Source organism: Bacillus sp. FSL L8-0152, from assembly GCF_038006365.1.
In the GTDB taxonomy this organism is placed as follows: Bacteria; Bacillota; Bacilli; order Bacillales; family Bacillaceae_G; genus Bacillus_A; species Bacillus_A cereus.
In genome coordinates this window covers 4,870,108-4,895,436 of sequence record NZ_JBBOVB010000001.1, presented here as the reverse complement: position 1 = coordinate 4,895,436, position 25,329 = coordinate 4,870,108, and the positions used below count along the sequence as shown (strand labels likewise).

Below are 25,329 nucleotides of genomic sequence, written 5' to 3'. Positions count from 1 at the left end.
TATGCTCTGTATATAGTCTAAATATATTGCGTTTTTGGTACGATTTTCCTCAAATGTTCGATTTATCTTTGTTTGTCTATGAAAATCATTTATTATAATAAATGGTATTCTTCGAGATATTATTTTGAAGGGGTGTTGAAGTGAAAGAAAGTTTTCTATCATATAAAGAAGAAGAAAAGAATGCAAAAATCCTTTTATGGGTGTTATATGTCATTGTTATTGTATATCAAATTTTCTATGCAATCGTATTAGAAGAGAAATCAATAATGGATAAGGGATACAACATAATATGGCAAGTTATTTGCGGAGTAGCAATACTGTGCGTGAATATATATTTAATGAAAAAAGAGAAGGCAAACCTTGTTAAATATGCATGGATATTTGCATACATAGCGATAGAAATCGCTAATATATTTGCATATGTTTTTTATAATAAAGCGGCGTTTGATGCGACAAATATAATAGAAATTATTCTCATTTTCTTTGTACCTATATTTTTAAATAAAAAATTCTATGTGTTTTTACTTTCCTCTATTGTAGGAAAATATTTAATTTATTTATTTGTATTAGAGGAAGTAAAAGCATTTATGTTCCTTATTATGTATACGCTTATGTTAATAGCTGCATATATCATTTTAAATCGATTTTTACAATATCTTTCAGCCGTAAAGGAAAGTATTGCGATTGCTAGCGAATCACAGAAATTAGCAGTAATCGGAAAAATGGCAGCGACGGTTGGACATGAAATTAAAAATCCACTCGCTTCATTAAAAGGATTTACGCAATTACAACGAGAGAAGCATGAAGAGGATCCTATTTATAAACGTATGATTTTTGAAATAGAAAATATGAATAATATGATAAGTGAGTTAATGGAAGTTGCTACATGCAAACCTTCTATTTATAAGAAACATGATGTAGGAAAAATTGTATTACAAGTAATAACAAGTCTTCGCGAAAAAATGAATGAATTAAACGTACAGTTTATTTCTAATGTGGAAGAAAAAACAATAGAAGTTGAATGTGATGAACGAAAAATAAGAGGAGTCTTTTTATATACGATAAAAAATGCTTTAGAGGCAATGGAACAAGGTGGCATATTACATTTGCAATTAGAGAATAAAGGGAAAGAATATGTAATAATCAGCGTAATCGATAATGGTTATGGTATTAAGCAAGAAAACTTAACTCGTGTTACAGAGGCCTTTTATACAACGAAACAAGATAAAATTGGTCTGGGACTTACGGTAGCGAATCGAATTGTCGCCGAGCACCTTGGTGAGCTGCATATTTCAAGTGAAAGAGATACTGGAACGAGAATAGACATCATTCTCCCAAGGGAGTGTGGAAATACTGAAATCCAAGTGGAAGAAAAGCTAGGAGTTACCATATGAATAAAGGCTATATATTTAAAAATGAAGAAATAAAGGCGTTGAAAGTATTTTTAAGTTTATTTTTTATTATATTTTTTGTGTATGATCTTGCCTATGAATTTATCGTACCTTTAATCGCGGGAGAGCAAGAAGGCGTAGGAAAGTTTGAAGATGGTTTAGGTTTATGGCTTTACTTTTTGACGGTAGTATTGTTTTGCATTGGAATATACTTTATGAAATGGAAGAATGTTTTTGTGGTAAAGTATATTATTCTAATTGGCTATAATGTATTAGATTGTATCCATAACATTATGATTTATTATGGTAGCGATGCGGAATTTGACGGTGGAAATATAGTAGAAGTATTTTTTATTTTGTTCGCACCAATCTTTGTGAACAAAAGATATTTCTGGTTAGTTCCAGCGATACTTGTCGGGAAGTACGCTCTTACAGGAATCATTATTCAATCTTCTCTCGTTTTAATCCCAATGGCATTATATAGTGTATTTACTATCATATGTTGGATTATATTTTTGAGGGTTCAGTCTTACGTTCGTACGCTTGAGATGATGGACAAAGAAATAAAACAGACAGAAAAACTAGCAGCTGTTGGAAAAATGGCGACGGTTATTGGTTATAAGATTAGAAGACCTTTAGCAAACTTAAAAAAACTTGTGAATAAACAAGCAGACAAGCATCCAGAGGATAAAATTTATAGTGATATTATGAAACAAGAAGTAGATCGGATTCATATAATTGCTACAGAACTTAGTGGATTTGAGAAATCTAAATCACTAGAATCAGAAACTCATAACATACAAGAAATTATCTCTTATGTTATTCGAGTTATGGAAAAGCCTGCTTTAAAACAAGGAGTCTACATACAAGGTATTTACAGTAAAGACTTACCATCAATTACATGTGATGAAAAACGATTAAAACAGGTCTTTTTTAATTTAATTAAAAATGCAATTGAAGCAATGTCAGTTGGCGGAACAATTACGATTAAAGTTACTGTAAAAGATGGAATCATCATTCAAGTGAAAGATGAGGGATGCGGCATTCCGAAAGATAAAATTCCAAAGTTAAATGAAGCCTTTTATACAACGAAAGAAACAGGAACTGGTCTAGGTTTAGTAGTTACAGAAAAAATTATTAAAGACCACAACGGTAAAATGAATTTTGAAAGTGAAGTTGGGGTTGGAACGACGGTTGAGGTTATGTTACCACTGCATTAAATAGAAAAAACATCACTTCCAAATAAGTGATGTTTTTCTATTTTATCTTGCTATTTGTGGATAGTAAAAATCTCATTTTATCGATAAAGAATGTATGATGTATTTCTAAGATCAAAATGTTTTTTTAGTTTTTATTATGGATTTTTCAGTGAAAAATTTAGACTATAAAAATTAATTGTTTTTTTCTAAAAAAACTATTTTCTTTTTTGGGTTTTAATGGTATATTCAAAACACGATAAATAAATACCTATTTTTGGCACACTATTCGAAAGGATAGGTCGCAAAGCTAAGAGTCTAAGGTAATGAAAATTACTATGATAGTCTGGTTGCAGTTTGGATTTTCACACATAGTTGTATGTATGAAAATCGAAGAGGCAACCGGATTTTTTATTGTCTCAAAAAGAAAAAATAAATGGGCACACTATTCGAAAGGATAGGTCGCAAAGCTAAGAGTCTAAGGTAATGAAAATTACTATGATAGTCTGGTTGCAGTTTGGATTTTCACACATGTTGTGATGTATGAAAATCGAAAAGGCAACCAGGCTTTTTATTTTCTAGGAATACACATTATGATTGTAAATTTAGCTGAATAATAAATTTAATGTTCGAAATATTCGGTTCATAAGAAGTGAGGGAGGGAAGTACATTGCAAAATCAAATAGGTAAATTTGGGCGTATACTTCTCGCTGGAGGAATATTATTTACGCAAGTTGGTGTGCTAGATTACTCTGCAACGAAAGTTTATGCGGTTACAAACGACGAGCAAGGACGTTTTATCGTTCATATGGATAAACAAGAAATAAAAGTTGATGAAAATGTGGTATTAAAGATTACAAATACAAATAAACAAGATGCTAATATCGAGCTGAAATTATCTAATGAACAGCTGTTCAATGAAGCAGAAACGAAAAAAATGAACGAAAACAATAAAGCGATTCAAAACATTTCAGTAACAGAAGATCACATTGTAAAAATTGAAAAGAATGAACAAAGTAATTTTATCGGTGACGTATATGTAGTCATTCAAATGAAAAAAGCTGGAGAGTACAAATTTGAACCGATAGTGAAGTTTGAAGGGGATGAAAAGAAAATTGAATCTCCTTCTCTACATGTTGTAGAGAAAAAAGAGGCTTTAAATGTAGCCATTTCTGATGAAAATCCAAAGGCTTCAGAGGAAGTTATGAGAAAAGAAATAAGTGAAAAAGTGAAAGTATCGGAAGAAAATAAAAAACAAGAAATAAATTCTACTAATGCTGAAGTTCCAAAAGAAACGAAGACTTTAGCGAAAGAAAAGGTTAATGAAGAACTCGTACCAAAGGAAAATGAATTAAAAGAGAGCAATAGGATAAACGAAAATAATCAGGAATTACCTGCTATTCAAGCTGAGAAGGTATTAAAGAGCCAATCTCTACTAGCTGCTAGTCCTGTTACAAGTATTCTTAAATATCCAAATGTAAAGGTAATAAATAATAGAACAGGTGAAGGGCCTTCTATCTCGGGTAAATATGCTTTTAGATTTGTTTGGAGCCCACAAGTAACATATGAGGTAAAGGGTAGTAGCAATGACAGAACTGGTCAAAGTCAATATACATTTAGAAATTCAAATAGAGAACAGTACGTATTAGTAAAAAAAGCTGGTGAATATCAAGGGAAATGGATTGATGTCCGTATTAATATTCACTCTATGACAGCTTCATCTGTAGATGTTAAAACACCAATAACTAAAGGTGATGCAAAAAACTTTTTACAATTATATGGGAACGGAAGGTCAGGACAAACTTATAATGCTTCCTTTGAATTTTATGAACACGGAACAAGTAAAAAAGTACCATTAACGGCAATGTGGAATTTCAAAAGGATAAATAGTTATAAAAATGTAACGTTACGTAATGATGGTAGTCATTTAACGAATTTATACGTGTATGATACGAGTTCAATTAGGTATCAAGACAAAGGGAATAATAAAATCGAGTTTTCTGGAACAGCAGGTCCAGTAGCTACTCCAGAAGCAGATATGACAATTACATTTGATAATTTAACAGAATTACCGCTAGAAGTTAGATTAAATGCTTCAGGTGTTAATGTATCATACGACCAATTAGCGATTGCACAAATTGAAATTCCAGCTCCAAGTGTAATAGGAGATATTGTGGAAGATAATTCCCGTCAACTTTCTTATAAGGTATATCAAAATATGCCTGCTCAATCGAAAGGGATTCACTATGCGAAATCTTTTGTATTAGAAAGTGAAGTGAATAAGGATTTTACTGTGAATGATGTTTCCATTCAAGATGTGGAGAGTGGAGATGATGTAAGTAGCTTCTTTGATATTAGCAGGACAAACAATAAAGTCACTGCGGTTGCGAAAGTAAATGCGCTAAAAACAGAAGAATTCAACGGGAAAATTTATGAAATGACAATTACAGGTTCTCCTGTAAAAGGTGCTAATGTAATGAAATATTACAAAGATGGTTATCTTGAAATACCGGTGTCAGCTAAAAATTATTTAGATGGCGATAAGAATGGACAAGATAGTAATCGAGATGGAATCGCAAAAATAAGGTATAAAGGTATTCCAACTGGGAAACCAGTCCCACAAAAAGTAGTGCAAGGAACAGATTTAACAAAAATGGATATTTCTAAATTTGTGACAGATTTATCTGTAGATACGAATTTGGATGTAGATAAACCAATATCAGTAGTGAAGTTAATCAATATTCCAGATACCAAAACAATAGGGAATCATACTGTAACGGTTGTAATTGAAACGAAGCAAGGTGTACAAGCGGAGATTCAAGTGCCGGTTACTGTCGTTGATGGGACTTTAAAGTTAGTAGACGTACCAAAAGAAATTACATTTGGAGATTTAACAATTCCATCGAAAACAACGACATACGCACCGAAGACGATTTCAAATCCTTTAAAGGTAACCGATGATCGTGTTAAAAAGCAAAAATGGAGTGTATATGTAAAGGAAATCACACCATTAACTTCAGCGCAAAATGACACATTGACAGGAGCATTGATTTACAAACGAAATGGAAAGGATACACCTTTAAGTACCTCTAGTATAGAAGCATTCTCGTATATTTCTAAAAACGACGAGGAGGTTTCACTAAATTGGAAGGAAAACGAAGGAATTCATTTACAAGTAAAACCAGGGCCGAATGTCAAAGCAAATACTAAATATGCTGGACAGCTAGAATGGACATTAACCGATGCTCCTCTCTAAAAATATATGAAATATATAAATTTTAGAAAGGAGAGAGTAATGAAAAAAATAGTTGGTATTATCGTTTCCACAGTTATATGTGTGCCGTTTCTTATGGCAAATGTAGTAACGGCTACAAGTACGAATTCAAAAGCGGGTATTACATTTTCGAATAGCTATACACCAAATACATCAACTGATCCGACAAAGATAAATACAAAAAAAGAGACAGTTGATAAAAATAAAAATGGAGATAAATATTTACCGAAAACAGGAGGCCAGACACGGGACTTCAAACAATATATAGGATTGTTTTCGATTGTTTTATCTCTATATGTATTCAAAAGAATTAGGGGAAAGCAAGTGTATTCAAAATAAAAAATAGATGAAAACAGAGAAAAGGGGAAGGTACATATGAAACTAGCAAAATTAGCATTAATCGGTGCAGTATCATTAACATCAGTTGCAGCAGTAGGAACTTCAGCATTTGCGGAAGAGAAAGCAAATATGAAATCAAAAACCGATGTAACGTTTATTGAAGATACAAGCACAACAGATCCAAACAATCCAGAAAATCCAAATGAAAAAGTTACACCAGAGAACCCTGGTGACCATGAAAAAGGAACAAAAGGTCCATTAAGTATTAACTACGTTTCTAACTTACACTTCGGCGAGCAAGTTATCTCTGGTAATGATCAAACATACTTTGCAAAATTGGATAAAGTGAAACAAGGGAGCAAAACAGTTGAAGTACCTAACTTCGTATCTGTAACAGATAACCGTGGTACAAATGCAGGATGGAAATTGAAAGTAAAGCAAAATGCACAATTTAAAAGTGGTAATAGTGAGTTAACAAATGCAGCTTTAAGCTTAAGTAACCCAGCTGTAAATTCTGTAACTGATGCACAATATGCACCTACAACATTTAAAAATAAAGTAACGCTAGCTCCAGGTGGAGATGCGGTGGAAATTACTACTGCCGCAAAGAATAAAGGTATGGGTGATTGGACGACTGCATTTGGTAAAGGAACAGAACAAGGTAAACAGAGTGTGAGCTTATTCGTACCAGGTACGACAGCGAAAGAAAAAGGTGCGAAATATTCAGCTGAGTTAACTTGGACTTTAGAAGATACACCAAACTAAGCTTATACAAGATTGAAAATTAAGAATGACTGAATTTTAAAAATGATCATAAAGGGGTATAAAACTATGAAACTAGCAAAAATAGCATTAATTGGAGCGGTAACATTATCATCAGTATCAGTAGGAACGTCTGCATTTGCAGCTGAGAAAGATGGCGGGAAATTAGACTCAAAAGCATTCATTAAATTCGAGAAAAATACAGATAAAATTGATGTTGTTAATCCAGAGAATCCAGATGAAACTGTAGATCCAGTTGATCCAGATAAAAAAGGTACAGATGGTCCACTAAGTATTGATTATGTATCTAACTTCAACTTTAAAACACAAAAAGCATCAGGGAATAACGAAATCTACTTTGCAGAATTAGATAAAGTAAAGAAAAAAGTAGACGGTTCTGTAATTGACGTGCCGAACTACGTTCAAGTAACAGATAATCGTGGTACAAATGCTGGATGGCATTTAACAGTAAAACAAAATGGTCAATTCAAAACTGCAGATGATAAAGCGTTGGATGGCGCGGCATTAACATTAAAAAATTCAGCTTTGAAATCAAATGCAGGTAGCGACGCACCAACAGCAGAACAATCTATCACATTAAATCCAAGTGGTTCAGCATCTGATTTAATCGATGCAAAAGAAAACCAAGGTATAGGTACATGGGTAAATACGTTTGGTAAAGATGCAACAGAAGCGAAACAAAGCGTAGAGTTATCTGTACCAGGTAAAACGAAAAAAGAACAAACACAATACACAACTTCACTAACTTGGGAACTAACAGACGCTCCTATGTAAGTAAGAGGAATTTTAAGATAAAAGAGGAAAATGAGAAGAGATAAGGGAATGGCTTTAACCTTGTCTCTTTCTTGTCTATAAAATGGATATGAAGGGGATTATATAAGAGATGGTAAAAAAACTATTTACTAGCTTACTATTAATTACATTCTTCATGGTAAACGCTTTTTCAGTATATGCAGCTGAAATGAAATTCGCTGTGACAGCAGTTATACCAGAAAATCAAATTGATAAAAATCAAACGTATTTTGATTTGAAAATGCAACCTGGACAAAAGCAAACAATTCAAGTCCAAATGAAAAATGATACGAATAAAGAAGTTGTGGTAGAATCGTTTGCTAATACAGCAATTACGAATAGCAATGGTATTACAGATTATAGTACAGTAGAACCAAAAACGGATTCTACTTTGAAATATCCGTTTTCTAAAATTGCTAAAATGCCAAAAGAAACGAAAGTCCCAGCTAACAGCATAGTGACAGTTGATATAAACCTAGAAATGCCAAGTGAGTCGTTTGATGGTGTTATTTTAGGTGGTTTATACTTTAAAGAAAAAGAAGATGAGAATGCAAAGAAAAAAGATGAAGGTGTGCAAATTGAAAATAAATATGCATACGCAATTGGTGTTGTTTTAAAAGAGACGGATGCTGAAGTAAAACCAGGCATGAAATTAAACGAAGTAAAGCCAACACAAATTAACGGGCGTAACGTTGTTACTGCAAATTTACAAAACGTAAAGCCAGCAATGTTAAAAAATTTAAGTGTTGATGCAAAAGTATATAAAGAAAAAGGTAGAGACGTTTTATTTGAAGCGAAAAAAGAAAATTTAAGAATGGCGCCAAACTCAAACTTTGATTATGCTATTAGCTGGGAAAACAAAGCATTTGATCCAGGAACGTACCGAGTAGAAGTGAAAGCCACTGATGGCGATCAAAAATGGGAATGGACGAAGAAATTTACAATTGAAGGAAAGACAGCTGATAAGTTAAATGATACAGCGGTAGAAGCGAAAAAAGACTACACATTATATTACATTATCGGCGGAGTACTACTGTTAATTATATTATTAGTTCTTGTATTCTTCTTAGGTAGACGTTCTAAAAAAGAGGACGATAACGAAAAATAATATATTGATAGTGTAAAAAGAAATTAATGGATGTTTTACTACGAAAAATATATAATGGCTTTGTCTGTTATTTGTTGTAGTTCATTTATATTTCTATTTGTTGACCCGAATCTCGGGTCCTTTTTTATGAAATGAATTGCTATATGTTAGTAATTAGAAAAACAGAATATACAGCACTTGCAGTAATTCCAGGGGTAATATAAAGGGATATAGCATCTCCTCTTGCAACTGGGTTTCCAGTTGTAATGCTAGTCCAAGTTACAGTAGCGGGACCTACTGCCGGAGTAGGATTAAATACTTGAATTTGTTCTGATCCGCTATCCGTTGGTTTAATGGAAAATACCATAGTTCCGGTAATTTTGTCAGTAGTAGTTAAGGTAATAGTAGATAGGATGTAGCTAGAAGAAGGGGTTGTAAGGTTTGTTGGGACATTTCTGCAAATATTAATCGTATAAATAGCAGCAGGTAAATTATTTATATTTATAGACGCAGAAAAGCCGACAATACTACCGGCTCCAGCAGTGACATATGGAATAACATTGGAGTCAATTCCAGGAGAACCCGCTATACGTTGAAAACCAGCATTTGTTCCTTGAAAAACAATACTTTTTGCTGAAGCACTATCGGCAGATCCCGTAGGTCCAGTAATGCCAGTAGGCCCGGTGTTCCCCGTAGGGCCAGTGATGCCGGAAGGTCCAGTGTTCCCCGTAGGCCCAGTAATGCCAGTAGGCCCGGTGTTCCCCGTAGGGCCAGTGATGCCAGTAGGTCCGGTGTTCCCCGTAGGGCCAGTGATGCCGGAAGGTCCAGTGTTCCCCGTAGGCCCAGTAATGCCGGAAGGTCCGGTGTTCCCCGTAGGGCCAGTGATGCCGGAAGGTCCGGTACTACCGGTAGGTCCACTTTCTACTAATACGATATAATCTGGAGATATATTAGGAAACCCTTGAGGTGCATCTTTTTTTACAACATAGCCGCTGCCCGTATAAGTGACAACTTGCCCTTTTTTATAGTTGGGAGCCGCTGCTAGACTGAAGGTGGTAGTACTTTGGAAACCCGCTCCGGAAGGTCCAGCATTACCAGTAGGTCCGGTGTTCCCCGTGGGTCCGGTGTTCCCCGTGGGCCCAGTGTTTCCGTTAGAACCGCTGTTGCGCCTGCCGTCGCAACTAAAATAATTACGTGGGTACATATATGTTCTCCTTTCTATATTTTCAAAATCTAGTTTTTAAAATAGAACTACTATATATATATTATGAATTCTATAATTTTGTGTGGCAGATCGTATTTTGTGTCTAGATTTCAAAAGATAGCGGGAGGAGAATTAAGTAGTGTTAGAGCCACCATTTCTTCTGCGGAAGCAAAATAACATCCACATCAAAATTCTCTTTAAACCAATCATACATCAATGTCTCTTTTACTAAATATTCAGAGGCAGAGTGTGACACGCCAATTAGAGACATATTCGTTTCTTTTACATAATCCATAATGAGCGAGTATTTATGTCGGCCGTAATCATTGTCGATATGGCAATGGATTTCTCCTGTAATATATGCTTCAGCACCTTTTTCTTCTGCTTCCTTCATTAAAGATACAACATCGCCACATCCAGCGATAATTGCGATTTTTTTGATGGAATCATGTCGTTTACCTTCGAAGTCTGTGTAAGGAATCTGGAAGAGTTGTTTTAGATGTTTTTGGAGTGCTTCTGTTGATGTTTCATCTATTTCACAAATAAGGCCAACTGGTTCTTGTTCTGGACCTCCATATGCAAAGTCGTCCACTACAGTAGCGTTTAATGCTTTTGCAATTGAAATACTCGTTCCATGTGTTTGATGAAAATCCATTGGTACGTGACATGTATATATAGAAAGTTGTTTTTCTTTTATTCCTTGCAAATATTTTTCAGGAATTGGTATGAAACCGCGGCCTGATCTTCCAAGCGGATCACCACACTCCATTACAAGGGGATGGTGCATAAAGAGTAAATCACCAGGTGTGGATTGTGAAATGAATGTTTCAAGAACGTCATCTGTAGGGAATACAGCTAAAAATACTTTGTTTACATTTTCAGATCCGTGCATCATAAGGCCGTTAAATAAATCTACAAAATTTGCTTCAAAAAATTGTTGCCAAGGAAATTTGATAGGATCATATACGGCTGGGATAAATCGACTAAAGGCACTATCTTTCCCGTATTTTTCAATTTGAAATAAGTAATCGAGTGATTGCTCTATTTTTTTTAAGGCTGGCATGTTTAATAATCCTCCTTAAGATGATTCTTGCTTTATGAGTTGTTTGTATTCTTCGTAGCAAAATAAGAAGCGGATAGGAAACAAATAAAACCTAGAATCCAGCCAATAGAAGGAGAATAGGGAAGTACATGCTGTAATAGCATTCCGCTAGAAATGAAGAAACTACTAAATAGACCTAATAACATAGGATATCGTTGTAGTTTGAACACAGATAGTAAACATCCTTTCTCCTGCATGAACTACTCATAAAAGCTCGATTGCTGAAACTTTATCACATACATTGTATATTAGTCTTAATTTTCTGTATATAACTTTTAAGAAAAATGGTGATACAATATATGAATGATAAGAGAAGAGAGGATGAAGATTAACATATGTACGTTACTGTAACAGAAGCAGCATATAAAAAGATTATGGATACGATTCCAAGCGAAGCGAAATATATAAAGTTATTTTACGATAATGAGGGTTGCGGTTGTGTCATGAGCGGAATCATCGATTTAGTAGCTGTAGCAGAAAAAGATGAGCGCGATGTGGATATTGAATCAAGCACAATGAATTTTATCGCTGATCGTACAAAGCTTGTATTTATGGACGATAAGTTAACGGTTGATTGGCATGAAGGTGGAGGAACTTTTCAGTTGAAGAGCCCAAGCCAGTTTTATAATCCAAATATGAAATTACACGTTCGAGTATAGTAAAGGAAATGTGAGTCCAAAATGTATTTTGGACTCACATTTTTTTATTTTATAAGTCGCTATTATTGTCGATATATTGAAAAAATCGCTGATATAAATGGAGTTGCGCTGATATATTTGGGGAATCGCCGGTATAAATGGAGTTGCGCCGATATATTCAGAAAATCGCCGATATAATTTCATTTATCAAAACGTCCCAATAGTAAAAAGATTTTTTCACATAATGAAATGTACATGTGATTGAATTTTCTGTATAATCTTCTTTGCGGAGGGGATACGCATGAGAAGATGGGGAATTGAGTTATTAATTTTAAGTGTTGTTATTATTTGGGGGATTAACTATACGATTGCAAAGTATGGATTTTTAGAATTTACAGCAATTGAATTTACTGCACTTCGTATGATGGCGGCGGCACCGCTCCTGTTACTTCTTACCTTTTTTATTGAAAAGTCGGTTTATATGGAGCGAAAGGATATACCTAGACTAATCATCGTTAGCGTTGTAGGTATTGTACTGTATCAAACGTTATTTATGGAAACTGTCAAATATACATCCGCTACAAATGCCTCTTTACTCATTTCTATTTCACCTATTTTTACAACTGTATTTGCGATTTTTCTGAAACAAGAAAATTTTTCTTCTCGAAAGTTAATCGGTTCTATGATTGCTTTTGTTGGTGCAGCATTAGTTTTAGTAGCAGGACATTCACTTACTAGTTCTTTTTATGGCAATGGAATTGGACTTATTACATCCATATGCTGGGGGCTTTATCCTGTTTTAGCAGGACCATTAATTAAAAAATATTCAGCATTACGTGTTACAGCATGGTCTGCATTAGTGGGTGCGATTCCGCTATTATTGTTAAGTGGTCCGCATGTGTTTGTCATGCCATTTCACATTACTCACGGAATGACACAATTTGCTTTACTATATTCTATTTTCTTTGTCACAGTATTTGGTCTAGTAATGTGGTATGTTGGTGTTCAAAAAATTGGGGCGTCACATACGATGGTATATATGTATATAACGCCGCTTGTAGCTGTTTTATTTGCAGCTGTCTGGGCAAATGAATATGTATCGTTTCAACAGATCATCGGTGGAATTATCATTTTTGTCGGTCTATGGTTTGTGAAATCGGAGAAAGTAAAAGTTCATTCTATTGCAGGGGAACCTATATCAAAATAGGAAAACAGATTACCTATGATCTGCTTTCCTATTTTTTTATTTTTGGTAAGAAGATGAGAAATAAGATAGCAGTAATAAGTGGGATTAAGTTTAAAAATGGAATACGGAAGAGTGTAATAAGAATAATACCTGGAAGAAGAACACCGAGGACAGCGTAAAAAATGCTATGGTTTTTCGTGTACCAATACAATGAAAGTCCGATAAGTGCAGGGATAATGAGGTGAATGAGAGCCATTAAAAAATAAATCATTAGACGCCCCCTTTATTTGTGTACTTATTACATCATATCCGTATGTTCATAGATTGATATCATTTTTTTCATAAATGGACGAAAAAAGTTTGAAAAACCGTCACAAAATATGAGAATATAATGTTTGAAATCTTGTATAATATTATTTTCTAAAAACATTTAAACAACATAAACATACTGTTTATGTTGTTTTTAATTTGAGTGAAATGGATGTAAGGAATATGAATTTGAAAGAAATTTTTTGTTGGATAGATAAGAACGAATGAAGAGAGGTACAGCATGATTAGTATGTCACTAAGATCATTTAAAATCCAATCGTATTATATACTAGGTATTTTGTTACTAGGTTGGATGTTAACACCGTTTTCAGCACACTTTTTAGGCGCTGGAATTGGGCTTATTGTAAGTATGTATTGCGTTTGGCTTTTAGGGAGAAGAATTGAGAAGCTTGGAGATAGTATTGTAAAGAAGACGAAAGCACCGACACTCGGTATGTTTAACCGTTTTGCAGCTGCCATTTTGGGTGCTATTATTATGTACGAAATTGAGCACCACATGGTTATGTGGGCATTTGCAGTAGGGATTATGGGTGGTTATTTCTTAATCGTTGTGAATTTAGGATACTATAGCATGAAAGATGAGAAAGAACTAACAAAGAGCTAAAAGAGATAAAAAGATAAAAGACTTCTTTTTAGATGGAATAGATGATCCAGCCACGAATAGAAGCGGTCAGGGCCTTTTTTAACCCCATACGATGTGAAACCCGAGAGATGTAGCGAGTAGGGATATAATGTATATATTCGAAGCTGTAATTTTATAATCTAGGTCACAGATGAAGAGATTAGCATTTCACTTTATATAAGATATAGAAAGAAGCTTACGTTTTCACGTAAGCTTCTTTTTTATGTAAGTGTGTGTAACCGTTAAGCCGCATTGGGTTTTGTCGGTGAGTACGCGAAACTTTACGGTTACACGACACTTATTCATATGAGTAAAGGGTTATTCCAACAGAAAGTTTTAATTTAAGCGATTGGACCGCCTAAGTTAATAATATCTTCAGAAACGCTTTCGAACTTTTTGAAGTTCTCTTTGAATTCATTTGCAAGCTCGATTGCTTTTGCTTTGTAAGCAGCTTTATCAGCCCAAGTTTGTTCAGGCATTAACACTTCGTCAGGTACACCTGGTACGTGAAGTGGAACTTCAAGACCGAAGATGTCATGTTTAGCTGTTTCAGTTTTTGCAAGTTCGCCGCTTAATGCTGCTTGAATCATTGCACGAGTATAACCTAAGTTCATACGTTTACCAACTCCGTACTCGCCGCCAGTCCAGCCAGTGTTTACTAGGAATACTTTCGCATCGTGTTTCTCGATTTTTTCACCAAGCATTTCAGCGTAGCGAGATGCATCAAGTGGTAAGAATGGTGAACCGAAGCAAGTTGAGAATGTAGCTTGCGGAGATGTAACGCCGCGCTCTGTTCCTGCTAGTTTACTAGTGTAACCACTTAAGAAATGATACATAGCTTGCTCTTTTGATAACTTACTGATTGGAGGCAATACGCCAGATGCATCAGCAGTTAAGAAAATAATTGTATTTGGGTGTCCAGCAACACTTGGCAGTACGATATTGTCGATCGCATGCATAGGGTATGCAGCACGAGTATTTTCTGTTAAAGTAGTATCGTTGTAGTCGGCGATACGCGTTTGGTCATTAATGATAACGTTTTCTAAAACAGATCCAAATTTGATTGCATCGAAAATTTGTGGTTCTTTCTCGTGAGAAAGGTTTACACATTTTGCATAGCAACCGCCTTCAATATTGAATACACCGTTATCAGACCAACCGTGCTCATCATCACCGATTAATTTACGGTTTGGATCAGCAGATAATGTTGTTTTACCTGTTCCAGATAAACCGAAGAATAGTGCTACGTCGCCTTCTTCACCTACGTTTGCAGAGCAATGCATAGAAAGGATATCTTGTTCAGGTAATAAGAAGTTCATAATAGAGAAGATTGATTTTTTCATTTCTCCAGCGTATTCTGTACCACCAATTAGTACGATACGTTTTTCGAATGAAACCATAATGAATGCTTCAGAGTTTGTACCGTCAACAGCTGGATCAGCTTTGAAATTCGGTGCAGAAACAATTGTGAACTCTGATTCATGAGTTGTTAATTCTTCTTCAGTTGGACGAATGAATAATTGATGTACAAATAAATTGTGCCATGCATATTCGTTAATAACTTGAATTGGTAGGCGGTAATTGCGGTCAGCGCCTGCAAATCCTTTGAAGACGAATAACTCTTCTTTTTCTTTTAAGTATTCTAAAACTTTAGTATATAATTTATTAAAATGTTCTTCAGAAATCGGTTGGTTCACAGCTCCCCAAGCAATTTTGTCAGCAACCGATGCTTCTTTCACAATAAATTTATCTTTAGGAGAACGTCCTGTATATTTTCCAGTTGAAGCAGAAACGGCACCAGTCGAAGTTAATTTCCCTTCATTTCGCATTAATACTTTTTCCACTAATTGCGGAACACTTAGTTGAATCTGTGCATTGCTTCCGTTCAATAATTCGTGTAAACCAATTTGGACATTCACAGTACTCATATTTATATACCATCCTTTTCATTTAATGAAATATTTCTCGTAATCCCCAACAAGAGTATAACACAATTATATAAATAATGTATACTATTTATTTCTTTTTGTTTGTGTGAATGCATTATTTCCCTATTAATATTTCATTTCAGGCGTATTGAGAAAAACTTTCAGGAAAATGTGAATATTAATTGACAAATGAATATCATTTCTTTAGTATAGGTTGGGACGGATACTCTCTTATCCCGAGCTGGCGGAGGGACAGGCCCGATGAAGCCCAGCAACCTCACTTGTATTGATAAATGCAGGTGAATAGGTGCTAAAACCTGTGCGAGGCTACAGGTCTCGAACGATAAGAGCGAAGGGCAAAAAGCAGTATGCAAGTAGCAAATTAAACCTTTCCTCTATGTAAAGTAGGAAAGGTTTTTCTGTATGCTTGTGTGGGAGAATAAATGTATGTCGCAGTTTGTGGCAAATTAAGGATGAGTTCCGTACAATATATACAATTACTGTAGGGAGGTTTACCACATGACAAAAAAACGTCATCTGTTCACATCTGAGTCTGTAACTGAAGGACATCCAGATAAAATTTGTGACCAAATTTCTGATTCAATTTTAGATGCGATCTTATCAAAAGACGCAAATGCACGTGTAGCTTGTGAAACAACTGTAACAACTGGTTTAGTATTGGTAGCGGGGGAAATTACGACTTCTACTTACGTAGATATTCCAAAAATCGTTCGTGAAACAATTCAAGGCATTGGTTACACACGCGCAAAATACGGATTCGATGCAGAAACTTGTGCTGTTTTAACATCTATCGATGAGCAGTCTGCTGACATCGCTATGGGTGTTGACCAAGCGCTAGAAGCACGCGAAGGTCAAATGACTGACGCTGAGATTGAGGCAATTGGTGCAGGAGACCAAGGTTTAATGTTTGGTTTCGCATGTAATGAAACACAAGAGTTAATGCCACTTCCAATCTCGCTTGCTCACAAATTAGCTCGCCGTTTAACTGAAGTACGTAAAGATGATACATTATCATACTTACGTCCAGATGGAAAAACGCAAGTTACAGTTGAGTATGATGAAAATGGTAAACCAGTACGTGTTGATACTATCGTAATTTCTACACAACATCACCCAGATGTTACATGGGAAGAAATCGATCGCGACTTAAAAGAGCACGTAATTAAAGCTGTAGTACCAGCAGAATTAATGGATGGAGAAACGAAATTCTTCATTAATCCAACTGGCCGCTTCGTAATTGGTGGACCACAAGGTGATGCTGGTTTAACAGGACGTAAAATCATCGTTGATACTTACGGTGGATACGCTCGCCATGGCGGCGGTGCATTCTCTGGTAAAGATGCAACAAAAGTTGACCGTTCTGCAGCATATGCAGCTCGTTATGTTGCGAAAAACATCGTAGCAGCTGGTCTTGCTGACAAAGCAGAAGTACAACTTGCATACGCAATAGGTGTAGCACAACCAGTATCAATTTCAGTTGATACATTCGGCACAGGTAAAGTATCTGAAGACGTACTAGTAGAACTAGTTCGTAACAACTTCGATCTTCGCCCAGCTGGTATTATTAAAATGCTAGACTTACGTCGCCCAATTTACAAACAAACAGCAGCTTACGGCCACTTCGGACGTACTGATGTAGATCTTTCATGGGAACGTACAGACAAAGCTGCAGCTTTAAAAGAGCAAGCTGGTCTATAATATATGAAAAAAAGCTTTGCGCGGTGAGCGCAAAGCTTTTTTTATTTCGTTTTACTTACAATTTGAATGCATGATTTGCAATATACTTCGCCTTCTAGCTCAATATACTTTTTCGTATTAGTCATGCCTTTTCATACGTTTGTATTTCCTTTTTACATAATTTACAAAGGGTGGGTTTCTTCTAGAAGATATGCAATCAACCTTTCATTTGACGTGCTTTACCTGCGCAAAAGGCACTGCTTAGTAAAAATAGTGTCGCGAATATAATGCTTACTAATGTAGCGTATGGAATTGCACCTTTTAAGGAAAAGCCGACAGTGATTGAAGCGATGAATAAGAGGATGAATGTTGTTGTTAATTTTTTATAAAGTTCCATACTATGTAGACCTCCAATTTATTTTTTAGTACAAGTTTTAAAATTGAATTCTATTATGTAGAAAATATAAAGAGTAGCTAAAGATGTGTAGTCTAGGAGTATAAGAAAGTGCACTTTCCTTTTTGTGGGTTAGTATACTTATATTGTATCATGGCGCATGATTGGCTTCATACATAATTGTGTAAAGATATGTATGATAAAATGAAGAAAAGTTTTTAAGAAAGGAAAGATAAAAAATGAGTGTAACTGAACATAAAAAACAAGCTCCAAAAGAAGTGCGTTGCAAGATTGTTACGATTTCCGATACACGTACGGAAGAAACGGATAAGAGCGGACAACTATTACATGAATTGTTAAAAGAAGCGGGCCATACAGTAACCTCTTATGAAATTGTAAAAGATGATAAAGAAAGTATTCAGCAAGCAGTGTTAGCTGGTTATCATAGGGAAGATGTAGATGTTGTATTAACAAATGGCGGTACTGGTATTACGAAGCGTGATGTAACAATCGAAGCAGTGTCAGCTCTATTAGATAAAGAGATTGTCGGGTTTGGTGAGCTGTTCCGCATGATTAGTTATTTAGAAGATATCGGAAGCAGCGCAATGTTAAGTAGAGCAATTGGCGGTACAATTGGACGCAAAGTAGTTTTCTCGATGCCAGGGTCGAGCGGAGCGGTTCGTCTTGCGATGAATAAATTAATTTTACCGGAATTAGGCCATATTACATTTGAGCTGCATCGCCAATGAGTAAGTGGGCTGGAATTGTATTAGCGGGCGGTATGTCGAGTAGATTTGGTGAGCCAAAAGCGTTAGCGAGCTGGCAAGATAGTACTTTTATTGAGCATATTTTGAAAGAGATGACAAGTGCGCTCCAAGAAGTTGTAGTCATTAGTCATTCTGATATAAAAGAGCGAGTAGAGCAATTCGTACAAGTTCCTGTTATAGAAGATATTCCGCACTATAAAGGAAATGGGCCGCTTGCCGGCATTGTATCAGGAATGGAATACATAGAAGCAGATTGGTACGCTATTATGCCTTGCGATGCGCCAAATGTTTCGCATGAATGGTTTACCATTTTACTGGAGCAAACGAGCAATGAATATGATGCGGTTGTACCTATTATTAATGGAAGAAAACAGCCGCTACTTGCAGCGTATCATAACCGCGTGAAAGAAAAGATTTATGCTTTACTTCAGGAAGAAAAAAGAAGTATGGGGCAGCTTTTATCACAATGTAATGTGAAGTATGTTTCTGGAGAAGATGTACAAGTGAATGCGGGTTGGTTTATAAATGTAAATACGAAAGAAGAATATGTGCAGGCTCAAAAAGACCTTTCAAATGAATGAAAGGTTTTTTTGATATACAGAATTGGGGAACAATTGCTGTATAAAGGTATGTGAGTAAGTTGATTTTAAGGGGAATTCTTAAAATCATTATACAGCAAAAACACTGTATAACCATATATTAATTTTTATGGGTTTTTATTACAAGTCTGTTTAGTTATGTTTATTTTTGCTATAATGAATATGGAAATAAATGATATTTCACCTTATGTATCATTCATTCAACTAAAATTTACAAGTGTGTAATAAACTCCCTTCGTTTTTTGAAGGGAGTTTTTCTGTTCAAGCAAGTAACTCTGATGCGGTATGCTGAATGACTTCTTCATACTGGTTAAGTAAGCCGCGAAAGATCTCATCCCAGCTTTTTGATTTCGCAAAAGATGAAGCTGCTATTCCCATTTGCTCAAGTTTTTCTTCATTTTGCAATAAAGAATAAATGGATGATAGAAATGCATCCACATTTTTAGGGGGACAAAGAATTCCGTTTTTTCCATCTGTAATAATATTTTTAACCCCGCCACTATTTGCACCAATAACAGGTGTACCGCATGCGAGTGATTCAAGTACGACATTTCCGAATGTTTCAGTAGCTGATGGAAATACCATTATGTTAGAACAAGCATATGCTTCAGCTAAATCCCCGCCTTGTAAATAGCCAGTAAAAGTGACATTTGTTTGCGGAACAGCTTCACGCAAATTTGTTGCTAGAGGGCCGTCTCCTGCGATGAGCCAATGAATGTCGTTTCGAGTATGCGATGTTTTAACGATAAGGTTTTGCAACGTATCAATATCTTTTTCAGGAGCAATTCGTCCTACATAGGAAAGAACATACTTCGCTGTAATATTATATTTTTTTCGGAATAGGTCTGTATTGTAAGCTGGATGAAAGAGTGTGCAATCTACACCACGTCCCCAAATGGAGAGGGCCTGAAAGCCTTTATTTTTTAATTGATGTAATGTTTCAGGGGAGGGAACGAAATTTTTTTGCATATGACTATGAAACCATTTTAAATAGTTCCAAAGCATATTGGAGAGAAATTCAATTTTGTAATAGCGTAAATACGCATCGAAATCAGTATGATAAGAACCGACAACTGGGATGTTTAATTTTTTTGCGTAATACAGTCCACAAAGTCCCATGTTGAAAGGTGTGGCAATGTGAATAATGTCAGGTTTAAAGGAATGAAGTTCCCGTTTAATACGCGGAGTAGGAAAAGAAAAGCGACATTCTGGATATAATATTGTTAACGGGATACTTCTCATCTTGTTCACATTAGCCACGAAATTATCTTCAGCTGTATGTTGAGGGGCGAAAACAGAATAGGCGATCTGTTCTTTCTGAAAGTAACTTGTTAATCGTTCTAACGTTTTCGTAACCCCGTTAACTTGTGGCGTAAAAGTATCGGTAAAAATGGCGACTCTCATCATATCACTCCTTTATGTGAAAAGTGGGATGAATTGATAAAAAGAGATGATGCCAGAGCAAGTGCCAAGGCACATGCCGACGAATACATCTGACGGATAGTGAAGCCCTAAATAAATACGAGAAATACCGACGCATAATGCTAACGGTAATAGGAAAGCAAGTAAGCTTGGATTATAGCAAATAAATGGAATGAAGACAGAGAAAACGGCTGTTGTATGACCAGACGGGAAAGAGTGGTCTTTTAATGGATGGACTGGATATTTCGCATCCTGAATTGTTAAATACGGACGTTTTCGTGGATACCACCTTTTTAATATTTGTACAGGAATATGGCTAATTGCTAAAGAAATAGCAGCAGCGATTGCTGCTTGGTGTAAAGTCCCTTTTGCAAAAATTAAAAAGAAAAGTGTAAGTGCAATGGAGAAAGTAGCACCACCGATATGGGTAATATTGCTGAAAAAGATACTTAATGTTTTTTGATCAAAGTAGCGATTAATTCCTTTAAAAATGTAACATTCTATTTTATATAATCCACTGACCTTCATGAAAATTCTCCTCCCTCGTTTACATATATATGGAGATATTAGCTTTTATTTTAATAAGATTTTGTTGAGGGAGTAATAATGTTTTGTAAAGAAAAAGTTAGTTTTTATATAAAAAAGCTGCCAGTATTATGGCAGCAGTAAAATCATTTTTGTAGTGATTTATAATATTGACCTTTTTCAACATACTGCGTACGAATACGCTCCATATCTTTACGGTCTTCTTCTGTTAATTCACGAATGACTTTCGCGGGACGACCGAAAGCTAACGTGTTTGGTGGAATTTTCTTTCCTTGTGAAACGAGGCTTCCAGCGCCGATAAAAGCTCCTTCACCAATTTCAGCACCATCTAATATAATGGATCCCATTCCAATTAAAGCATCCTTTTTAATATGACAGCTATGTAAAATAACTTGATGCCCAACTGTAACATCATCTTCTAAAATAAGAGGATATTGAGGGCTTTGGTGGAGGGTACATTGGTCTTGTACATTTACTCGGTCTCCAATGATTGTTGGTGACACATCACCACGGATGACCGTATTAAACCAAATACTTGATTCCTCTCCAACGGAAACATCGCCTGTAATCGTAACATAGTCAGCGATAAAAGCACTACTCGCAATTTTCGGATTTTTTTCTTTGTAAGGATATATCATGTAAAGTCTTCCTTTCCTAGAGACTAGTTTTAGTGTATCAAATTATGAGAAAGAGTGAAATGGAGGAGGTCCGTATGTGGAATTATGAAGCAGAGGAAGCGAAAGCTGTCATTGTTATTGTGCACGGCGCAATGGAATATCACGGACGTTACGAAGCCGTTGCGGAAATGTGGAATCATATCGGCTACCACGTCGTGATGGGGGACCTTCCGTCACATGGAACAACTTCAAGAAATAGAGGACATATTGATTCATTTGATGAATACATAGAGGAAGTTAAATTATGGGTGAAAGAAGCAAGAAAGTATAGATTACCTATTTTTCTATTCGGTCATAGTATGGGTGGTCTTATCGTCATTCGTATGATGCAAGAAACGAAGAGAGAAGATGTAGAGGGTATTATTTTGAGTTCGCCTTGTTTAGGGGTAGTGACTGGACCCTCTGCTCCGCTTCAATTTGCTTCAAAAATATTAAATGTTGTGGCTCCAAAATTGCAATTTGCAACGAATCTTACGGTGGAAATGTCAACAAGGAATCATGAAGTGAGAGATGCAATGGAGAATGATTCATTGTTCTTGCGCAAAGTATCAGTACGTTGGTATAGTGAATTGATTAAGTCTATCGAAATTGCTCATAAAAAAATAGACGATTTTCCAGACGTTCCGCTCTTGCTAATGCAAGCATGTGAGGATAAACTTGTAGATAAAACACGTGTCCGCATGTGGTTTGATAATGTTAAAATAGGTGATAAGGCATATAAAGAATGGCCGAATTGTTATCACGAGTTATTAAATGAGTATGAGCGTGATGAAATTTTGAATTATATTCAGTCATTTACTGAAATACATGTCAATAATATAGTAAAAACAAACAAATAAATCATTATTTGTACATTTAATAGAGGAGATGAAGGAAGAAGTGAACGTACCGAGTAATCCCATAACGCTCATGGCGAAAGTATACCGTGATGTGTTTCCGGTTGTACACCATGAGCTAGCGATGTGGAAAGAGCGTGCCTACCATATTCCGAATGATGAGCTTCATAGTCAGGCAATCGCAAGTATTGAGCATAAAACGTTTCATTGTGAGGGTGGTGGCATTTTATCGCTGCTAGCAAATGAACACCGAGAGGAATGTATTCGTTTTATCGTAGCGTATCAAACAATCAGTGACTATTTAGATAATTTATGTGATCGCAGTACATCACTTGATCCGAATGATTTTGCCGCGCTACATGAATCAATGTTAATGGCACTATCACCTGAAGTGGAAGGTGGCGGTAATTATTATCGTTACCGTGATGATCAAGATGATGGTGGTTATTTAGATGAACTTGTTGAAACGTGCCAAGATGTTTTAAAGAAAACGAAGCACTATGACAAAATCGCTCCTGTTCTCCATGAACTTGCTTGTTATTATTGTGATTTACAAATTCATAAACACGTGAAGTTAGAAGAGAGAGAACCGCGCCTGAAAACATGGTTTGAAGCACATAAAGAAAACTTACCTGAGATGAGCTGGTTTGAATTTTCAGCATGTGCCGGTTCTACGCTTGGAATTTTCTGCCTTGTAGCATATGCATTTCATGATGAATTACATGATGAAGATATTGCGAAAATTAGACAAGGATACTTTCCTTACGTACAAGGACTTCATATCTTACTTGATTATTTCATCGATCAAGAAGAAGACCGCATAGGCGGAGATTTGAATTTCTGTAGTTATTATGAAAACGAGCAAGCTATATTAGATCGTATGAAACACTTTGTAGAAGAAGCAGAGAAGAGCATTGGTGATTTGCCTCATGCGAAGTTTCATCGTCTTATAAGCCGAGGATTACTTGGTATTTATTTATCAGATCAAAAAGTATCAGCACAAAAGAATATGCACAAAATGGCACGGCGCATTGTAAAGTACGGAGGCCTCACTTCAAGATTCTTCTATTGGAACGGGAAGATGTACCGAAAGAAAATGGCGCAGTGATGAAGAAAACCACTCATGTAGAGTGGTTTTCTTTTTATTATGATCGTATTTTTGAAAATACATATATGAGAAGTTCAATTGCAAAAATAACTAAAACAGATAGTCCAAATAAAGGCATGACAGCGCCTAGTATTACCATCATGATAAAGAAAACGAATATACTTTTCTTATCTCTTTGCTTTGGAGGTGCTGCTAATTTTCCTTTTGGCTTTCTTGCTAACCACATTTTTACTCCGTAATAAATAAGAAGTAATAGAGATAATGTCGTTAGTAAGCATAATATTTTATTTGGCCATCCGAATAAATGTCCTTCATGAAGCGGGATACCGTAAGTGAACCATTGTGCAAGTAATCCATAATCACGGTAGTCCGTTTTTGAAATGAGTTCCCCGCTATATTGATCAAAGTAAGCTGTTATCTCTTCACTTGGTGCAACATGCATCCCTGTAATACCAGAACCGCTCGATTTTGAAACAGTGAATACACCTTTCGGATCAGCTGGTAGTGAAATAACATATGGCTTCTTTATTTCAATTCCTTTTTGTAATTCATCGACAGAAATTGCTTTCGGTTCATTTGAATTCGATTCAGGAGGAGCTTCTTTTCTTGTTGCCCACGGCAATTCTTTTACCTTTGATTCAGGCGGTGCCATGTACAATTTTGGATATCCGAGTGATTCATTAGAAGATGCAATTTTATAAATTTGGTTCCCCATAAATCCTGACCATGGCAATCCAGATGCGATTAGCAGAAAGAGAGGAATTGTAAATATAATACCGATAATAGAATGACGTCTTTTTGCTTTTTCTCGCTTATTGGATGAGGGTGTGTTTTTGAATTGGCGTATACTCATGTACAATCCGGTTACGATTAAAAAGATTGTCCAGCATGCTGCAAGTTCTACAGTATAGTTGACGACAGTGCCACCAACTAAAAGAGAACTATGTAATTCCCTCATTATATTGGCAAATGTTTCACTTGCGTTTTGATCCCCAACAATTTGATTATTACTATCTAAATACACATATTTTTGTTGCCCAGTATACTCATTTGCAATCGTAAGTCTCGTATTATAATCCCCATTAAATTCACTAATTTTCGCCACGCTATAATGTGGATATTTTTTCTCTGTTAAGGAAATAGAATCAGACATCGAAATAGATTCTGTTTGAGCACTCTTCCCAAAATATAAATCTTTATAGATGAAATCTTCAACTTCCTCCCGAAATAAATACCCAATTCCGCTCAGTGACAACGTAATAAGAAGCGGCGTAATAAAAAGCCCAGCATAAAAATGCCAACGCCAAAAAATGTAATGAAGCGAACGATTTTGTTTCATACTTTCAGTTCCCCTAACCTTCCCTATATGAATAACTACTTATTTAATATAGCGAGATTAAGTGTGATTAC

General features: G+C 35.7%; 25 protein-coding genes and 3 riboswitches. Of the genes, 15 read left to right on the top strand and 10 right to left on the bottom strand.

What is annotated here, in order from left to right:
* The first annotated feature begins 140 nt into the window (after positions 1 to 140).
* From MHH27_RS24835 to MHH27_RS24805, 7 genes are all read left to right on the top strand, one after another.
* Positions 141 to 1,394 carry an ATP-binding protein gene (locus tag MHH27_RS24835; RefSeq protein ID WP_340944458.1) on the top strand — a complete coding sequence of 418 codons (1,254 nt, stop codon included), beginning with the start codon at positions 141 to 143 and terminating at the stop codon, positions 1,392 to 1,394.
* Positions 1,391 to 2,611: an ATP-binding protein gene (locus MHH27_RS24830; protein WP_001032635.1), complete on the top strand. Its 1,221-nt coding sequence runs from the start codon at positions 1,391 to 1,393 to the stop codon at positions 2,609 to 2,611. The genes MHH27_RS24835 and MHH27_RS24830 overlap by 4 nt, the downstream gene beginning before the upstream one ends.
* A gap of 245 nt (positions 2,612 to 2,856) precedes the next feature.
* A riboswitch (cyclic di-GMP riboswitch) is annotated at positions 2,857 to 2,945 on the top strand.
* Between the two features lie 71 nt (positions 2,946 to 3,016).
* Positions 3,017 to 3,105, top strand: a riboswitch (cyclic di-GMP riboswitch).
* Between the two features lie 152 nt (positions 3,106 to 3,257).
* Entirely contained in the window at positions 3,258 to 5,843 is a 2,586-nt protein-coding gene (locus MHH27_RS24825) for a WxL domain-containing protein (protein WP_098250708.1), read from the top strand.
* 39 nt (positions 5,844 to 5,882) lie between these two features.
* Positions 5,883 to 6,200, top strand: a complete 318-nt coding sequence (locus tag MHH27_RS24820; protein ID WP_000724871.1) for a hypothetical protein — start codon at positions 5,883 to 5,885, stop codon at positions 6,198 to 6,200.
* 36 nt (positions 6,201 to 6,236) lie between these two features.
* A complete protein-coding gene (locus MHH27_RS24815) occupies positions 6,237 to 6,965 on the top strand; it encodes a WxL domain-containing protein (protein WP_071713469.1) in 729 nt (242 codons plus the stop codon).
* Between the two features lie 66 nt (positions 6,966 to 7,031).
* The gene (locus MHH27_RS24810) at positions 7,032 to 7,757 is read left to right on the top strand and encodes a WxL domain-containing protein (protein WP_097821645.1); all 726 of its coding nucleotides are present in this window, start codon (positions 7,032 to 7,034) and stop codon (positions 7,755 to 7,757) included.
* A gap of 109 nt (positions 7,758 to 7,866) precedes the next feature.
* Positions 7,867 to 8,883 carry a DUF916 and DUF3324 domain-containing protein gene (locus MHH27_RS24805; protein WP_340944451.1) on the top strand — a complete coding sequence of 339 codons (1,017 nt, stop codon included), beginning with the start codon at positions 7,867 to 7,869 and terminating at the stop codon, positions 8,881 to 8,883.
* A 139-nt stretch (positions 8,884 to 9,022) separates the two neighbouring features.
* Here the strand turns inward: MHH27_RS24805 and MHH27_RS24800 are convergent, their stop codons facing one another.
* The 3 genes from MHH27_RS24800 to MHH27_RS24790 all read right to left on the bottom strand — a co-directional run bounded on the left by MHH27_RS24800 (position 9,023) and on the right by MHH27_RS24790 (position 11,338).
* Positions 9,023 to 10,066, bottom strand: a complete 1,044-nt coding sequence (locus MHH27_RS24800) for a collagen-like protein (protein WP_098236125.1) — start codon at positions 10,064 to 10,066, stop codon at positions 9,023 to 9,025.
* Positions 10,067 to 10,208: 142 nt separating this feature from the next.
* Positions 10,209 to 11,129 (bottom strand): Nif3-like dinuclear metal center hexameric protein, encoded by a 921-nt coding sequence (locus MHH27_RS24795; protein WP_065229465.1) that lies wholly within the window; start codon positions 11,127 to 11,129, stop codon positions 10,209 to 10,211.
* Between the two features lie 32 nt (positions 11,130 to 11,161).
* Positions 11,162 to 11,338, bottom strand: a complete 177-nt coding sequence (locus MHH27_RS24790; RefSeq protein ID WP_015406513.1) for a hypothetical protein — start codon at positions 11,336 to 11,338, stop codon at positions 11,162 to 11,164.
* Positions 11,339 to 11,503: 165 nt separating this feature from the next.
* Here MHH27_RS24790 and MHH27_RS24785 point away from each other — a divergent pair, with 165 nt between their 5' ends.
* Together MHH27_RS24785 and MHH27_RS24780 are read left to right on the top strand one after the other, a co-directional pair.
* The gene (locus tag MHH27_RS24785) at positions 11,504 to 11,827 is read left to right on the top strand and encodes an iron-sulfur cluster biosynthesis family protein (RefSeq protein ID WP_000289570.1); all 324 of its coding nucleotides are present in this window, start codon (positions 11,504 to 11,506) and stop codon (positions 11,825 to 11,827) included.
* Positions 11,828 to 12,107: 280 nt separating this feature from the next.
* Positions 12,108 to 13,013 (top strand): DMT family transporter, encoded by a 906-nt coding sequence (locus MHH27_RS24780; RefSeq protein ID WP_053563509.1) that lies wholly within the window; start codon positions 12,108 to 12,110, stop codon positions 13,011 to 13,013.
* A gap of 28 nt (positions 13,014 to 13,041) precedes the next feature.
* Here the strand turns inward: MHH27_RS24780 and MHH27_RS24775 are convergent, their stop codons facing one another.
* Positions 13,042 to 13,263 carry a hypothetical protein gene (locus MHH27_RS24775; protein ID WP_000639042.1) on the bottom strand — a complete coding sequence of 74 codons (222 nt, stop codon included), beginning with the start codon at positions 13,261 to 13,263 and terminating at the stop codon, positions 13,042 to 13,044.
* A gap of 279 nt (positions 13,264 to 13,542) precedes the next feature.
* Here MHH27_RS24775 and MHH27_RS24770 point away from each other — a divergent pair, with 279 nt between their 5' ends.
* Positions 13,543 to 13,926: an ATP synthase subunit I gene (locus tag MHH27_RS24770; RefSeq protein ID WP_000624926.1), complete on the top strand. Its 384-nt coding sequence runs from the start codon at positions 13,543 to 13,545 to the stop codon at positions 13,924 to 13,926.
* A 359-nt stretch (positions 13,927 to 14,285) separates the two neighbouring features.
* Here MHH27_RS24770 and pckA read toward each other — a convergent pair whose 3' ends face one another.
* Entirely contained in the window at positions 14,286 to 15,872 is a 1,587-nt protein-coding gene (gene pckA / locus MHH27_RS24765; RefSeq protein ID WP_053563510.1) for a phosphoenolpyruvate carboxykinase (ATP), read from the bottom strand.
* Positions 15,873 to 16,100: 228 nt separating this feature from the next.
* Positions 16,101 to 16,222: riboswitch (SAM riboswitch) on the top strand.
* A 169-nt stretch (positions 16,223 to 16,391) separates the two neighbouring features.
* On the opposite strand from pckA, the gene metK reads away from it, so the two are divergent.
* The gene (gene metK, locus MHH27_RS24760; protein WP_000163117.1) at positions 16,392 to 17,591 is read left to right on the top strand and encodes a methionine adenosyltransferase; all 1,200 of its coding nucleotides are present in this window, start codon (positions 16,392 to 16,394) and stop codon (positions 17,589 to 17,591) included.
* Between the two features lie 196 nt (positions 17,592 to 17,787).
* Here metK and MHH27_RS24755 read toward each other — a convergent pair whose 3' ends face one another.
* On the bottom strand, positions 17,788 to 17,967 hold the full coding sequence (locus tag MHH27_RS24755) for a hypothetical protein (RefSeq protein WP_000424797.1): 180 nt from the start codon (positions 17,965 to 17,967) through the stop codon (positions 17,788 to 17,790).
* A gap of 236 nt (positions 17,968 to 18,203) precedes the next feature.
* Here MHH27_RS24755 and MHH27_RS24750 point away from each other — a divergent pair, with 236 nt between their 5' ends.
* Together MHH27_RS24750 and MHH27_RS24745 are read left to right on the top strand one after the other, a co-directional pair.
* Entirely contained in the window at positions 18,204 to 18,713 is a 510-nt protein-coding gene (locus MHH27_RS24750; RefSeq protein WP_000117133.1) for a MogA/MoaB family molybdenum cofactor biosynthesis protein, read from the top strand.
* The gene (locus MHH27_RS24745; RefSeq protein ID WP_089171868.1) at positions 18,710 to 19,312 is read left to right on the top strand and encodes a molybdenum cofactor guanylyltransferase; all 603 of its coding nucleotides are present in this window, start codon (positions 18,710 to 18,712) and stop codon (positions 19,310 to 19,312) included. The genes MHH27_RS24750 and MHH27_RS24745 overlap by 4 nt, the downstream gene beginning before the upstream one ends.
* A gap of 279 nt (positions 19,313 to 19,591) precedes the next feature.
* Here MHH27_RS24745 and MHH27_RS24740 read toward each other — a convergent pair whose 3' ends face one another.
* The 3 genes from MHH27_RS24740 to MHH27_RS24730 all read right to left on the bottom strand — a co-directional run bounded on the left by MHH27_RS24740 (position 19,592) and on the right by MHH27_RS24730 (position 21,936).
* A complete protein-coding gene (locus tag MHH27_RS24740) occupies positions 19,592 to 20,734 on the bottom strand; it encodes a glycosyltransferase family 4 protein (RefSeq protein ID WP_098236126.1) in 1,143 nt (380 codons plus the stop codon).
* Positions 20,735 to 20,746: 12 nt separating this feature from the next.
* Positions 20,747 to 21,280: a phosphatase PAP2 family protein gene (locus tag MHH27_RS24735; RefSeq protein ID WP_340944442.1), complete on the bottom strand. Its 534-nt coding sequence runs from the start codon at positions 21,278 to 21,280 to the stop codon at positions 20,747 to 20,749.
* A gap of 143 nt (positions 21,281 to 21,423) precedes the next feature.
* Positions 21,424 to 21,936 (bottom strand): gamma carbonic anhydrase, encoded by a 513-nt coding sequence (locus tag MHH27_RS24730; RefSeq protein ID WP_000640208.1) that lies wholly within the window; start codon positions 21,934 to 21,936, stop codon positions 21,424 to 21,426.
* 74 nt (positions 21,937 to 22,010) lie between these two features.
* Here MHH27_RS24730 and MHH27_RS24725 point away from each other — a divergent pair, with 74 nt between their 5' ends.
* The gene (locus MHH27_RS24725; protein WP_025118653.1) at positions 22,011 to 22,814 is read left to right on the top strand and encodes an alpha/beta hydrolase; all 804 of its coding nucleotides are present in this window, start codon (positions 22,011 to 22,013) and stop codon (positions 22,812 to 22,814) included.
* A gap of 40 nt (positions 22,815 to 22,854) precedes the next feature.
* Entirely contained in the window at positions 22,855 to 23,919 is a 1,065-nt protein-coding gene (locus MHH27_RS24720; RefSeq protein ID WP_001102475.1) for a tetraprenyl-beta-curcumene synthase family protein, read from the top strand.
* 37 nt (positions 23,920 to 23,956) lie between these two features.
* On the opposite strand, the gene MHH27_RS24715 is transcribed toward MHH27_RS24720, so the two are convergent.
* Complete coding sequence (locus MHH27_RS24715) at positions 23,957 to 25,258, bottom strand: PepSY-associated TM helix domain-containing protein (RefSeq protein WP_098236127.1); 1,302 nt, start codon at positions 25,256 to 25,258, stop codon at positions 23,957 to 23,959.
* Positions 25,259 to 25,329: the final 71 nt, after the last annotated feature.